The organism is Phenylobacterium sp. (genome assembly GCF_041691455.1).
Lineage (GTDB): Bacteria > Pseudomonadota > Alphaproteobacteria > Caulobacterales > Caulobacteraceae > Phenylobacterium.
In genome coordinates, this window is record NZ_JBEPUO010000015.1 from 19,905 (window position 1) to 32,493 (window position 12,589).

General features: G+C 68.3%; 15 protein-coding genes. 13 read left to right on the plus strand and 2 right to left on the minus strand.

The window, feature by feature from the left end; all coding sequences use genetic code 11:
• Nucleotides 1–29 precede the first annotated feature (29 nt).
• Nucleotides 30–1,355: an amidohydrolase family protein gene (locus tag ACESMY_RS16020; RefSeq protein ID WP_372785612.1), complete on the minus strand. Its 1,326-nt coding sequence runs from the start codon at nt 1,353–1,355 to the stop codon at nt 30–32.
• 341 nt (nt 1,356–1,696) lie between these two features.
• Between ACESMY_RS16020 and rpsM the strand changes: the two genes are divergently transcribed.
• The 12 genes from rpsM to ACESMY_RS16080 all read left to right on the plus strand — a co-directional run bounded on the left by rpsM (nt 1,697) and on the right by ACESMY_RS16080 (nt 11,400).
• Nucleotides 1,697–2,065, plus strand: coding sequence for a 30S ribosomal protein S13 (rpsM, locus tag ACESMY_RS16025; protein WP_372785613.1), 369 nt, complete (start codon nt 1,697–1,699; stop codon nt 2,063–2,065).
• Nucleotides 2,066–2,077: 12 nt separating this feature from the next.
• Nucleotides 2,078–2,467 (plus strand): 30S ribosomal protein S11, encoded by a 390-nt coding sequence (gene rpsK, locus ACESMY_RS16030; protein WP_372785614.1) that lies wholly within the window; start codon nt 2,078–2,080, stop codon nt 2,465–2,467.
• Between the two features lie 76 nt (nt 2,468–2,543).
• Nucleotides 2,544–3,560 carry a DNA-directed RNA polymerase subunit alpha gene (locus ACESMY_RS16035; RefSeq protein WP_372785615.1) on the plus strand — a complete coding sequence of 339 codons (1,017 nt, stop codon included), beginning with the start codon at nt 2,544–2,546 and terminating at the stop codon, nt 3,558–3,560.
• 203 nt (nt 3,561–3,763) lie between these two features.
• Complete coding sequence (gene rplQ, locus ACESMY_RS16040) at nt 3,764–4,174, plus strand: 50S ribosomal protein L17 (protein WP_372785616.1); 411 nt, start codon at nt 3,764–3,766, stop codon at nt 4,172–4,174.
• Nucleotides 4,175–4,292: 118 nt separating this feature from the next.
• Nucleotides 4,293–5,516, plus strand: coding sequence for an ectonucleotide pyrophosphatase/phosphodiesterase (locus tag ACESMY_RS16045; RefSeq protein WP_372785617.1), 1,224 nt, complete (start codon nt 4,293–4,295; stop codon nt 5,514–5,516).
• Nucleotides 5,517–5,592: 76 nt separating this feature from the next.
• The gene (locus ACESMY_RS16050; protein ID WP_372785618.1) at nt 5,593–6,072 is read left to right on the plus strand and encodes a VOC family protein; all 480 of its coding nucleotides are present in this window, start codon (nt 5,593–5,595) and stop codon (nt 6,070–6,072) included.
• 1 nt (nt 6,073) lies between these two features.
• Nucleotides 6,074–6,529 carry a VOC family protein gene (locus ACESMY_RS16055; protein ID WP_372785619.1) on the plus strand — a complete coding sequence of 152 codons (456 nt, stop codon included), beginning with the start codon at nt 6,074–6,076 and terminating at the stop codon, nt 6,527–6,529.
• Nucleotides 6,526–6,891: an ArsR/SmtB family transcription factor gene (locus ACESMY_RS16060; RefSeq protein WP_372785620.1), complete on the plus strand. Its 366-nt coding sequence runs from the start codon at nt 6,526–6,528 to the stop codon at nt 6,889–6,891. The genes ACESMY_RS16055 and ACESMY_RS16060 overlap by 4 nt, the downstream gene beginning before the upstream one ends.
• On the plus strand, nt 6,888–7,352 hold the full coding sequence (locus tag ACESMY_RS16065; protein ID WP_372785621.1) for an SRPBCC domain-containing protein: 465 nt from the start codon (nt 6,888–6,890) through the stop codon (nt 7,350–7,352). The genes ACESMY_RS16060 and ACESMY_RS16065 overlap by 4 nt, the downstream gene beginning before the upstream one ends.
• A 52-nt stretch (nt 7,353–7,404) precedes the next feature.
• Complete coding sequence (locus ACESMY_RS16070; protein WP_372785622.1) at nt 7,405–8,661, plus strand: TCR/Tet family MFS transporter; 1,257 nt, start codon at nt 7,405–7,407, stop codon at nt 8,659–8,661.
• Nucleotides 8,662–9,933 carry a TCR/Tet family MFS transporter gene (locus ACESMY_RS16075; RefSeq protein ID WP_372785623.1) on the plus strand — a complete coding sequence of 424 codons (1,272 nt, stop codon included), beginning with the start codon at nt 8,662–8,664 and terminating at the stop codon, nt 9,931–9,933. It begins immediately after the preceding gene.
• 66 nt (nt 9,934–9,999) lie between these two features.
• Nucleotides 10,000–11,400 carry a Do family serine endopeptidase gene (locus ACESMY_RS16080; protein ID WP_372785624.1) on the plus strand — a complete coding sequence of 467 codons (1,401 nt, stop codon included), beginning with the start codon at nt 10,000–10,002 and terminating at the stop codon, nt 11,398–11,400.
• On the opposite strand, the gene ACESMY_RS16085 is transcribed toward ACESMY_RS16080, so the two are convergent.
• Complete coding sequence (locus ACESMY_RS16085) at nt 11,397–12,023, minus strand: FMN-dependent NADH-azoreductase (protein ID WP_372785625.1); 627 nt, start codon at nt 12,021–12,023, stop codon at nt 11,397–11,399. The two genes, ACESMY_RS16080 and ACESMY_RS16085, sit on opposite strands and share 4 nt — an antisense overlap.
• Before the next feature lie 80 nt (nt 12,024–12,103).
• On the opposite strand from ACESMY_RS16085, the gene ACESMY_RS16090 reads away from it, so the two are divergent.
• Entirely contained in the window at nt 12,104–12,565 is a 462-nt protein-coding gene (locus ACESMY_RS16090) for a winged helix-turn-helix transcriptional regulator (protein ID WP_372785626.1), read from the plus strand.
• Nucleotides 12,566–12,589: the final 24 nt, after the last annotated feature.

Sequence of the window (12,589 nt, forward strand, 5' to 3'; positions counted from 1 at the left end):
GTCTGGACGCCGCACCGCCCGCGTCAAGCCTAGTGCGCGGCAGGCAGGCCCTTGGCCTTGTAGACAACGCCGCCCTTCATCACGAAGGACACCTTTTCCAGCACCGTCACATTGGCCAGCGGGTCGCCGTCGACGGCGATGATGTCGGCGTATCGGCCGGGCTGGATGGACCCGATGTCGGCGGTGTCGCCGATCAGGTCGGCGGCGTTCCAGGTGGCCGCCTTGATGGCTTCCATGGGCGGCATGCCGGCGTCGACCAGGAGCTTGAACTCCTGGGCGTTCTCGCCGTGGTTCGACATGCCGAAGGTGTCGGTGCCGAAGGCGATCTTCACCCCGGCCTCATAGGCGTTGTGCAGGTTCTTCAGCATGTAGGGCACGACCGTCATGGCCTTCTGGGCCGTGGACGGATTGAGGTCCTCGGGGTGGACCTTGGCGTGCTCATAGACCTTGGAGCCCACCAGCATGGTCGGCACCAGATAGGCGCCGTGCGCCTTGAAGAGCTTGTAGCTCTCGGCGTCCGCATAGGTGCCGTGTTCGATGGAATCGACGCCCAGCGAGATCGTGTGGTCGATGACCTGCTTGCCGTGGGCGTGGGCCGCGACCTTCATGCCCAGGCTGTGGGCGGTCTCGATCACCGCCTTGATCTCGTCGTCCTCCATGAGCTGCAGCTTCGGGTCGTCGCCGATCGACATGACCCCGCCCGACGGCATGATCTTGATCAGGTCGGCGCCCTCGCGGCGCAGCCGGCGCACGGTCTTGCGCGCGGCCTCGGGGCTGTCGATCAGGTTGCTGGTCCAGCCGGGATGCTCCAGCTCCGGATCGAGGCCGTTGGCGGCGTCGCCGTGGCCGCCTGTGGGGCCAAGCGGCGTGCCCGCCACCCACAGGCGAGGCCCCGGGATGAGGCCGGCGTTGATGGCGTGCTTCAGGGCCACGACCACGCCGGTGTCGCCGCCGACGTCGCGGGCCGAGGTGAAGCCGGCCATCAGGGTGTTGCGGGCGTTGACCACGGCGTCGATCTCGTCGTCGAAGGACGTCCGGGTCATGGACGTGTGGATCGGATCGCCCTTGTGGAAGCTCTGGGTGATGTGGACGTGGTCGTCGATCAGGCCGGGCAGGACGGTCGAACTGGAGAGGTCGATCACCTCGGCGCCCTTGGGCGTGGTGAAGCCGGTTTCGATCCCGGTGATCCGGTCATCGTGGATCACGATCGAGACCTGCGTCCTGACCGCCTTGCCGGCGCCGTCGATCAGCCGCCCGGCGTGAATCACCAGGTCCTTGGCCGACGCCGGCGCGGCGCTCAGCGCCAACAGGGCCGCGAAACCCGCCGCGGCCGTCAAACCCTTGCGCAAACCCATCTCAGATCTCCCCCGAATCCAAGATCGAAATAAGGGCGCCGCCGACGCCCATGCAAGCCCGCGCGCGCGAGGCAATTGCGCGCCTGCCCCTCTTCATGCTTTCCTCAACCGTCCCCGGCGCAGAGTCGGGGCCTTATGAGTACGCACGCGGGCGGGGGAGCACCCCTTGCGCCCGCCCTTTTCCGTTCATAAATGGGCGTTTCCGTTGTTGACGGAACCGCAACGATCCCTATAACGAGGCGCTTCCGCGAAAGAGCGCGAAGGACGAACCGGCTTGACCTTCGGGCGAGGGGCCGGGGCGCCGTTCGCGCTTTCCTTGCGTGACCAGGAGAGATCTGAACGTGGCCCGTATCGCAGGCGTCAATATTCCCACCAACAAGCGCGTGGTGATCGCGCTGCAGTATATCCATGGCATCGGCCCTGCGAAGGCGCGCGATATCGTGCAGAAGGTCGGCATCGAGGACGCTCGCCGCGTCAATCAGCTGACCGACGCCGAAGTGCTGCAGATCCGCGAGACCATCGACCGCGACTTCACCGTCGAGGGCGACCTGCGCCGTGAGACCGCCGTCAACATCAAGCGCCTGATGGACCTGGCCTGCTACCGCGGCCTGCGTCACCGCAAGGGCCTGCCGGTCCGCGGTCAGCGCACGCACACCAACGCCCGGACCCGCAAGGGCCCCGCCAAGCCGATCGCCGGCAAGAAGAAGTAAGAGAGCGTCTCGATGGCCAAGGAACCGGCGCGCGTCAAACGTCGCGAGCGCAAGAACATCATTTCGGGCGTGGCGCACGTGAACGCCTCGTTCAACAACACCATGATCACCATCACCGACGCTCAGGGGAACACCATCTCCTGGTCCAGCGCCGGCATGATGGGGTTCAAGGGGTCGCGTAAGTCGACGCCCTACGCCGCGCAGATGGCGGCCGAGGACGCCGGCCGCAAGGCCGCCGAACACGGCGTCAAGACGCTGGAAGTCAACGTCTCCGGTCCCGGTTCGGGCCGTGAGTCGGCGCTCCGCGCCCTGCAGGCGGTCGGCATGACGATCACCACCATCCGCGACGTGACCCCAATTCCGCATAACGGCTGCCGGCCGCCCAAGCGCCGGCGCGTCTGAGTAGCCAAGTACACAATTCCCTGCGCCGGACCGCGACTGCGGCCGGCGATCCTGCGTTTTCGAGGGACATCCATCCGTGATCGAACGAAACTGGAACGAGCTTATCCGTCCCGAGAAGCCGCAAATCGAGACCGGCGCCGACGCGAACCGCAAGGCGCGTCTGGTGGCCGAGCCCCTCGAGCGCGGGTTCGGCGTGACGCTGGGCAACAGCCTGCGCCGCGTGCTTCTCTCCTCCCTGCAGGGCGCGGCTGTGACCGCGGTGCAGATCGACGGCGTCGTGCACGAGTTCTCCTCGCTTGAGGGCGTGCGCGAAGACGTTGTCGACATCGTCCTGAACATCAAGCAGCTGGCCGTGCGCATGCACGCCGAAGGCCCCAAGCGCATGACCCTGCGCGCGACCGGCCCCGGCGCTGTCACCGCCAGCCAGATCGAGGCCCCCTCGGACATCGAGATCCTCAACGGCGACCACGTGCTCTGCACGCTGGACGACGGCGCCCAGGTGCGCATGGAATTCACGGTCCAGACCGGCAAGGGCTATGTCCCCGCCGAGATGAACCGTCCGGAAGACGCCCCGATCGGCCTGATCGCCGTCGACGCGCTCTATTCCCCGGTCAAGCGCGTCGCCTACCGCGTCGAGCCCACCCGCCAGGGCCAGAGCCTCGACTACGACAAGCTGGTGCTGGAAGTGGAAACCAACGGCGCGGTCACGCCCGTGGACGCCGTGGCCTATGCCGCGCGCATCCTGCAAGACCAGCTGCAGATCTTCATCACCTTCGAAGAGCCGAAGAAGAAGGTCGAAGGCGAGGCCAAGCCCGAGCTGCCGTTCAACCCGGCCCTGCTGAAGAAGGTCGACGAGCTCGAGCTGTCGGTCCGTTCGGCCAACTGCCTGAAGAACGACAACATCGTCTACATCGGCGACCTGATCCAGAAGACCGAAGCCGAGATGCTGCGCACCCCGAACTTCGGCCGCAAGTCCTTGAACGAAATCAAGGAAGTCCTGGCCGGCATGGCGCTGCATCTCGGCATGGACGTGCCCAACTGGCCGCCCGAGAACATCGAAGAGCTGGCCAAGAAGTTCGAAGACCAGATGTAGAAGGCTTCCGCGCCGACTCCAGGGCCGCCCACTTTTATCTGAAGGTGGGGCGGCCTGGGCCCGATGAAGCCGCAACCGCGGTGAAGGGCTCCGGCGCTTCGCATTGACCCAGGCGGGAGCAGGCTGGGATTTGATTAGGCAGGACGGCTTCCCGATGGATCGGGAGCGTCCCTGGTGGGCCAGGCGGCCCAGGAGATATCGAGATGCGTCACGGTTCCGCGCACCGCAAACTGGGGCGGACGTCCGCCCACCGGACGGCCATGTTCGCCAACATGGCGGCCAGCCTGATCAAACACGAGCAGATCGTGACCACGCTTCCCAAGGCCAAGGAGCTTCGCCCCTTCGTCGAGAAGCTGGTGACGCTCGGCAAGCGCGGCGACCTGCACGCCCGCCGCCAGGCGATCAGCGCGGTCCGTGACGTCGAACAGGTCGGCAAGCTCTTCGCCGTGCTGGGTCCGCGTTACGCGGCCCGCAACGGCGGCTATATCCGCGTGTTGAAGGCGGGCTTCCGCCATGGCGACAACGCGGCCATGGCGGTCATCGAGTTCGTCGACCGCGATCCGGCCGAAAAGGGCAAGGACAGCGGGCCCGTCGCCGAGAGCTTCGCCGACTGATCCCAGCCACAGAGCTGAAATTCCGAAAACCCCGGAGCGACCCTCCGGGGTTTTTGCTTTTGCGGGCTTTTGCCGGGGCTGAAATGGACTTGCCGCAGAGCCGGTCTAGGGTCGGCGCATGACATCGCTGCTCCGCGCCATCGCCGCCCTCGCGGTCCTGTTCCTCGCCCTTGCCGCCGGTCCGGGCGCGGCCCAGCCGCAGAAGCCGCTGCTGGTGCTGATCTCCATCGACGGCTTCCGGCCGGACTACCTCGACCGGGGCGTGACGCCGACGCTCTCGGCGCTCGCGGCGGGCGGGGTGCGCGGCGAGATGCGACCGTCCTTCCCCTCCAAGACCTTCCCCAACCACTACACCCTGGTCACCGGCCTGCGCCCCGATCGGAACGGCATCGTCGACAACAACATGTACGACCCGGCGATCACCCCGCTGGAATTCACCATGAGCAAGCGCGAGGTGAACAAGGACGGCCGCTGGTGGAACCAGGCCGAGCCGATCTGGGTCACTGCGGAGAAGGCCGGCCAGCACACCGCCACCATGTTTTGGCCGGGCTCCGACGTGGAGATCCGTGGCGTCCTGCCGAGCCATTGGCAGCTCTTCGATATCAAGATGCCCGCCGAGGCCCGCGCCGACCAGGCCCTGGCTTGGCTGGACGGCCCGCCGGCCGAGCGGCCGAAGCTCCTGACCCTCTACTTCGACGACGTCGATACCGCCGGCCACCACGCGGGTCCGGATTCGCCGGGGCTGAACGAGGCGGCGGCCAAGGTCGACGCGGCCATCGCGCGGCTGGAGGCGGGGCTGAAGTCCCGCGGCATCGCGGCCAACATCGTCGTCGTCGCCGACCACGGCATGGCGCCGATCGCCCAGGACCGGAGGGTGTTCGCCGACGACATGCTGGATATGACCGCGATCCGATGGACGACCATGGGGGCTTTCATGGCCCTCACCCCCGTGCCGGGCCATGAGGCGGAGATCGAAAAGGCGCTGCTGCAGACGCCGCACCCCCACATGCAGTGCTGGAAGAAGGCCAACATCCCGGCGCGCTATCACTACGGCAAGAACCCGCGCGTGCCGGCGATCCTCTGCCTGGCCGAGACCGGCTGGGAGATCACCAACCACGCCTACAAGCCCAAGCAGATCGACGCCGGCGACCACGGTTTCGACAACTTCGCCCCCGAGATGCGCGCGGTGTTCATCGCCAACGGCCCGGCGTTTCGGCAGGGGCGGCGGCTGCCCGCCTTCGACAACGTCGACGTCTATCCGCTGCTGGCCAAGCTGCTGGGCGTGAAGCCGCAGCCCAACGACGGGACGCTGGCCGATGTCGCGCCGGCGCTCGCTGACTGATCGGCCAGACCGGGCTCCTTGACGAGTTAATTTCGATATGCGTTAAATATTCTTCTCATGAAGAAGGATCATCGTCATGGCTGAACGCCCCGCGATCGTCGCCAGCCTGTTCTACAAGGACCCCATCGCCGCCATGAAGTGGCTGGAGCAGGCGTTCGGGTTCGAAACCACAATCCTGCTGACTGACGCCGAAGGCCGGCTTGGGCATGCGGAGATGGAGTTTCGCGGTTGCCCGGTGAGCATCGGCGGTGAGTTCGGCGGCGCGCTGCTGGGCGGCGCCCAGATGAAGAGTCCGGAGAACCTCGGAGGCAACAGCAACCAGTTCCTGCGGGTGGAGCTGGCCGACGGGATCGACGCCCACTGCGAGCGGGCCAGGGCCGCGGGCGCGAGGATCACCGCCGAGCCGCAGGATCAGTTCTATGGCTCGCGCACCTATCGCGCCCTGGATATCGAGGGCCACGTCTGGAACTTCAGCCAGGCCGTGCGCGTGGTCTCGGGCGAAGAGATGGAAAAGGCCAGCGGCCTGAAAATCCACACATCGCTCGAAGGCGTCTGACATGGCCGACCGGCGCGCACCCCTGATCTCGGCGCTCTGCTACCAGGACCCGCGGGCGGCCATCGCCTGGCTGGAACGGGCTTTCGGCTTCGAGCTCTTCATGCTGATCGAGGACGACGGCGGCGCGCTGGTCCACTCGGAGATGCGTTTCGGCGATGCGGCGGTGATGATCGGCGCGGAGTGGAGCGACGACCACAAGAGCCCCAGGTCGATCGGCGGCAAGAATACCCAGACGGTCCACATCCAGGTCGAGACCGACGTCAACGCCCATTGCGAGCGGGCGCGGGCGGCGGGCGCGGAGATCCTGATGGAGCCCGAAAACCAGTTCTATGGCGCACGCAGCTACCGATGCCGCGACCCGGAAGGCCATATCTGGTCCGTCGCCCAGAGCGTGCAGGAGGTCTCCCGCGAGGACGCCGAGGTCGCTAGCGGGCTGAAGATCACGGGGTGGGTGTGAGCCAGGCCGCGCGCGCCATCCCCGCCGACCTCGACCGGACCCTGGCCGCCCTGGCCGACCCGCACCGCCGGCGCGTGGTCGATCTGCTGAGCCAGGGCCCTCGCGCCGCGGGCGATCTGGCGCGCGAGCTCGAGCTGACGCCGCCGGCCATGAGCCGCCACCTGAAGACGCTGCGGCAAAGCGGGCTGGTGGAAGAATCCCATCCGACCTTCGATGCGCGGGTGCGCATCTATGCGCTGAGGCCCGAACCCATGGTCCATCTGCTGCGCTGGCTGGAGGAGGCCGAACGGCTTTGGAGCGAACAGCTCCTGGCCTTCAAGGCCCATCTTGAGCGGGCCGCCAAGCCCGGGGACGACGCGTGACGTCCAAGGTCTATGTGGCGTTGCGTGTGAGGGCGACGCCGGAGCGGGCGTTCGCGGCCTTCGTCGAGGAGATCGGCGTCTGGTGGCGGCCGAGCCCGATGTTCCAGACCACGCCGCGCCCCGGTCGGCTGTCCTTCGAGCCGGGCGAGGGCGGCCGGCTGATCGAGACGCGGGAGGGCGGCAAGGTCTTCGAGATCGGCAAGATCACAGTCTGGGCGCCGCCGAGCCGGCTGGTTTTCTCCTGGCGCCAGGCGAGCTTCCCGCTGGATCTTCGCACCGAGGTCGAGGTCGGGTTCGAGGCGGTGGGCGAGGAGACCCGGGTCAGTATCGGGCACCGCGGCTTCGATCGGGTGCCACAGGCCAGCGCCGCGCGCCACAGGTTCCCCGACGAGGTCCTGCTGCTGCGACTGGCCGAGTTCTGGCGAGGCCAGATCGGCGCCGTCGGCGAGAGGCTGGGATAAGCCGGTTGCACGAGTTCATGTTTTGTTTCATGGTCGGGCCAGGGGATCGGCAATGAGCGATCAGCAGAATCAGGCCGGCGCGTCGCGCGGCCGCCAGGCGGCGGTCGGCTTCATCCTGGTCAGCGTCTGGCTCGACGTCCTGTCGCTGGGCGTCATCATTCCGGTCTTCGCCCCGCTCATCCAGCGGTTCAAGGGCGGCGATGCGGCCGCGGCGGGGGTCTATATCGGCCTCTTCGCCACGGTCTGGGCCTTGGCCCAGTTCTTCGGCGCGCCGATCCTGGGGGCGCTTTCCGACCGCTTCGGGTGCCGGCCCGTGTTGTTGATCTCGCTCTTCGGACTGGCCTTCGACTACCTCTTGATGGCCTTCGCACCCAATCTCGGCTGGCTCTTCGTGGGGCGGGTGCTTTCGGGCGTGACCGCGGCCGGCATGGCGGTCGCCAGCGCCTATATCGCCGACGTCACCCCGCCGGAGAAGCGGGCCGGCACCTTCGGCCTGATCGGCGCGGCCTGGGGCGTCGGCTTCATCGTGGGCCCGGCGATCGGCGGCTTCCTGGGCGACATCAACCTGCGCCTGCCCTTCGTTGGGGCGGCGGCGCTGACCCTGATCGGCGCGCTCTACGGCCTCTTCGTGCTGCCGGAATCGCTCAAGCCCGAGAATCGCGCGCCCTTCGCCTGGACGAAGGCCAACCCGGTGGGTTCGCTGAGCTTCCTGGCCTCGCACCGCGAGCTCCTGACGCTCTCCAGCATGAACTTCCTGCTGCAGCTCGCCCACAACGTCCTGCCGACCATCTTCGTGCTCTATGCCTCCAACCGTTACGGCTGGTCGCTGGCCGCGACCGGCTCGGCGCTCGCGCTGACCGGCGTCTGCAACATCATCGTCCAGGGCCTCCTGGTGAAACAGGTGGTGGCCAGGGTGGGCGAGTGGGGCGCGGTGCTGGCCGGCCTGGTGTTCGGCGGCCTGGGCTTTGCGATCTACGGCCTTGCGCCGACCGGCCAGTTCTTCCTGCTCGGCACGCCGGTCTTCGCGCTCATCGGCCTCTTCGGCCCGGGCTTCCAGGGCTTGGTGACCCGCCGCGTGAGCGCCAGCGAGCAAGGACGGCTGCAGGGGGCCAACGCCAGCCTCTCGGGCATGGCCGGCGTCATCGCGCCGACCATGTTCGGCTACACCTATGCCTGGTTCGTGGGCGCTGGGCATCCCTACGTGCCGGGCTCGGCCTTCCTGCTGGCCGCGGGGCTGCATGCGCTCGCCGCCCTGATCGCCGTGGTGGTGATGGCCCGCGCGCCGCGCGCCGCGCGGACGGCCGCCTAGATGGACACGCCCCCCGCCGCGCCCCCCGCGACGGCTTCGCGCCGCCGGGCCGCCTTCGGCTTCATCTTCGCCAGCGCGCTGATGAACTCCATCTCGTTCGGGCTGATGATCCCGATCCTGCCGAACCTGATCCGCCAGCTGACCGGCGGCGACACGGCCGCGGCCTCCGACTGGAACGTGGTCTTCGCCACCACCTGGGGCCTGATGCAGTTCATCGTGGGCCCGATCCTGGGGATGCTGTCCGACCGGGTGGGCCGCCGGCCGATCCTCTTGATCTCCAACTTCGGCCTGGCGGTCGATTTTCTGTTCATGGCCTTCGCCCCCACGCTCTGGTGGCTCTACGTCGGCCGGATCCTCAACGGCCTCACCGCAGCCAGCTTCTCGACGGGCGGCGCCTATGTCGCCGACATCACCCCGCCAAAGGACCGCGCCAAGAACTTCGGCATGCTGACCTCGGCCTTCTCCATGGGCTTCCTGGTCGGCCCGACGCTTGGAGGTTTCCTAGGGGACATCAACATCCGCCTGCCGTTCCTGGTCGCAGCCGGGCTGACGGCGCTCAACTGGTTCTACGGCCTGCTGATCCTGCCGGAGTCGCTGCCGCCGGAGCGTCGCCTGGCGCGCTTCGAATGGGGGCGGGCGAACCCGCTCGGGTCCTTGCGGCTTCTGCTGTCGCATCCCGGCCTCTTGAGCCTGGCGGGCGTGGCCTTCCTGTTCCAACTCGCCCAGATCGTGCTGCCGCAGGTCTTCGTGCTCTACACGACCTGGCGCTACCACTGGTCCATGTCGATCCTGGGCCTGACCTTCCTGATCACCGGGGTGATGGGCGTCATCGTGCAGATGTTCCTGGTGGGACCGGCCGTGGCGCGGTTCGGGGAGCGGCGGATCGTGCTGATCGGCTGCATAGCCGGCGCCCTGGGCTTCGCCTGGTACGGCACGGCTTCGGTGGGCTGGGCCTATCTGGCGGCGGCGCCGATCTTCGCCTTCTCAGGCCTGCTGATGCCCGGCGTGCAGGGCCTGATGTCGCAGCGCGTGCCGCCCAACCAGCAGGGGCAGCTGCAGGGGGCGAACCAGAGCCTGCAGGGCGTCGCCGGCGTCATCGGCCCGTCGCTCTTCGGCCTGACCTTCGCCTTTTCGGTGCGCCACGACGCCACCCTGCATCTGCCGGGCTTGGCGATCTATCTGGCGGGCGGACTGTTCGTGCTGGCGTTCCTGCTGGCCTGGGGTTTCGCCCATCCGCATCGTCCGCAGGCCGCTCCCGTTCCGGCCGCCTGAGCGTCGCCATTAAAGCGCCCGAAAAATCGAGGTAGTGTCGGCCGAACGTCAAGCTCCGGAGAGACCATGCGCGCCTACCGCGTCCTGATCCCGACCCTCGCCCTCTTCGCCGCCAGCTCGCTGGCAACCGCGGGCCTCGCCCAGGCCGAGCCGGCCGCCCGCGTCGTGCCGGCCAACGCCATCGGCCTCAAGCAGTCCTTCGCCCCCGTCGTGCGCCGCGCCGCGCCGGCCGTGGTCAACATCTCCTCCAAGCGGATGGTGCGCCAGCAGGTCGACCCTTTCTGGCAGCTGCTGGGCATGGCGCCGCGCAACCGCATCGAGGGCTCGCTGGGCTCGGGCGTCATCGTCCGCTCGGACGGGGTCATCGTGACCAACAACCACGTCGTCGAGGGGGGAGAGGAGATCACCGTCGCGCTGGCCGACCGGCGCGAGTTCACCGCCAAGGTGCTGCTGGCCGATCCGCGCACCGATCTGGCGATCCTGAAGATCGATCTGCCGGCCGGCGAGAAGCTGCCGGTGCTGACCATCGATGAGCGCACCGACAGCCAGGTCGGAGACCTGGTCCTGGCGATCGGCGACCCCTTCGGCGTCGGCCAGACGGTGACCAACGGGATCATCTCGGCGCTGAACCGCAGCGCCGACCCCAATGGCGACGCGGTGTCCTACATCCAGACCGACGCGGCGATCAATCCGGGCAACTCCGGCGGCGCGCTGGTGGACATGGACGGCGCCCTGATCGGGGTGAACAGCTTCATCCTCTCGCAGTCGGGCACCTCCTCGGGCGTCGGCTTCGCGATCCCCGCGGCCGTGGTGCGCCGCGTGGTGGAGGCCGCGATGGGCGGCGGCCACTCCGTGGTCCGGCCCTGGCTTGGCGCGCGCCTGCAGAGCGTGACGCCGGAGATCGCCAAGACCATGGGCCTCGCGACCCCCTCCGGGGCCCTGGTGGCCGATGTCTGGCCGGACGGGGCGGCGGCGCGCGCCGGGCTCAAACAGGGTGACCTGGTGACTTCCGTCGATGGCGGCCCCGTGGTCGATGCGGCGGCGCTCAACTATGCGATCGCCACCCACCGTCCAGGCGAGGCGGTCAGCGTCGGCGTCCGCCGCTCGGGCGGCCAGCAGACCCTGACCGTTCGCGCCGAGGCTCCGCCCGCGACGCCGGCCCGCGACGAGCGGCTGATCGCCGGCCGCAACCCGTTCTCGGGCGCGACGGTGGTCAACCTGTCTCCGGCGGTCGCCGAAGAGGTCGGGCTCGACCCCTTCGGCAAGCGCGGCGTGCTGGTGATCAAGATGGCCGATGGCGCGGCCCACCAGCTCGGCGTCCAGCCCGGCGACATCATCCGGGCGGTCAACGGCCGCGACATCAAGAGCGTCAACGACCTGACCAGCGCGGTGGCGACCCCGTCGTCGGTCTGGCAGCTGACCATCGAGCGCAACGGCCGGCAGGTGACGGCGACCGTCCGCGCCTAGGCGGCCTGCAGGGTCCGGGAGAGGCCGCTCGCCTGGGCGACCGCGCCTTCGAGCGCCTTCTGCTTGTGATCGGGGCTGATGTTGACGCCCTCGGCGCCCACGACTTCGACGTCGGTGACGCCGATGAAGCCGAAGAAACCGCGCAGATAGCTCTCCTGATGCTGCAGGGACGCCGCGGCGCTGTCGGGTCCGTAGTAACCGCCGCGCGAGGAGGCGAGGATGATGCGCTTGCCGCCGGCCAGGCCTTCCACGCCGGATTCCGAATAGCGGAAGGTCTTGCCGGCGATGGCCAGGTGGTCGATCCAGCTCTTCAGCTGGCTGGGAATGCCGAAGTTGTACATCGGGACCCCGATCACCACGATGTCGGCGGCCAGGAACTCGTCGAGCACCGCGTCGGCCTCGGCGACATCGCGGGCCTGTTCGGCGCTGCGAGCCTCGGGCGCGAGGCCGCGGGCGGCCATCAGGGCGCCGGACTGGTGCGGGGCGGGCGCGGCGTCCAGGTCGCGGTAGACGACCTTCAGGTCGGGGGTCTCGGCGCGTAGCGCGGCCACCGCCGCCGCGGAGATCCGGCGGCTCACGGAGTGGTCGCCGAGGATGCTGGAATCGATATGGAGCAGGTTCACGGGATAGGCCTCATGCTGGTATATGTTTGTGACCAGCACTATTTGAGTAACTGCCCTGAACCTCACAAGAAGGCACTTTTTTGGAACCCAAGCACACCGATGTGACCGCCCCCGTCACCACCCAAGGCGGCCTGTCGCACGCCGAGCTCTTCGCTCAGATCGAGAAGAACGGCGTGCAGTCGGTCGCCGGCGCCTGCCGGCCGGTAACCGATATCCTCAGCCGCGTCGGCGACAAGTGGAGCGTGATGGTCGTCATGCTGCTGGGGCCCGGCTCCAGGCGGTTCAACGAGATCCGCCGGGCGATCAACGGCATCTCGCAGCGCATGCTGACCCTGACCCTGCGCGGCCTGGAGCGCGACGGCCTGGTCACCCGCACGGTCACGCCGAGCATTCCGCCCCGGGTGGACTACGAGCTCACCGAGCTCGGCCAGTCGTTGCGCCGGCCGATCGACGCGCTCGGCGAATGGGCCTTCGCGCACCGCGACGAGATCGATGCGGCGCGCGGCCGGTTCGATCGCTCGCCGGATCGTTCGCCGCTCTGATGCGTCTCACCCTGACCGCCAGGG

Excerpts from the sequence above, each read along its gene's own strand:
- ACESMY_RS16050 (WP_372785618.1), top strand. The coding sequence starts at position 5,593 with ATGGCTGAACGCCCCGCGATCGTCGCCAGCCTGTTCTACAAGGACCCC.
- rpsK (WP_372785614.1), top strand. The coding sequence starts at position 2,078 with ATGGCCAAGGAACCGGCGCGCGTCAAACGTCGCGAGCGCAAGAACATC.
- ACESMY_RS16080 (WP_372785624.1), top strand. The coding sequence starts at position 10,000 with ATGCGCGCCTACCGCGTCCTGATCCCGACCCTCGCCCTCTTCGCCGCC.
- ACESMY_RS16020 (WP_372785612.1), bottom strand. The coding sequence starts at position 1,355 with ATGGGTTTGCGCAAGGGTTTGACGGCCGCGGCGGGTTTCGCGGCCCTG.
- ACESMY_RS16055 (WP_372785619.1), top strand. The coding sequence starts at position 6,074 with ATGGCCGACCGGCGCGCACCCCTGATCTCGGCGCTCTGCTACCAGGAC.
- ACESMY_RS16045 (WP_372785617.1), top strand. The coding sequence starts at position 4,293 with ATGACATCGCTGCTCCGCGCCATCGCCGCCCTCGCGGTCCTGTTCCTC.
- ACESMY_RS16075 (WP_372785623.1), top strand. The coding sequence starts at position 8,662 with ATGGACACGCCCCCCGCCGCGCCCCCCGCGACGGCTTCGCGCCGCCGG.
- rplQ (WP_372785616.1), top strand. The coding sequence starts at position 3,764 with ATGCGTCACGGTTCCGCGCACCGCAAACTGGGGCGGACGTCCGCCCAC.
- ACESMY_RS16070 (WP_372785622.1), top strand. The coding sequence starts at position 7,405 with ATGAGCGATCAGCAGAATCAGGCCGGCGCGTCGCGCGGCCGCCAGGCG.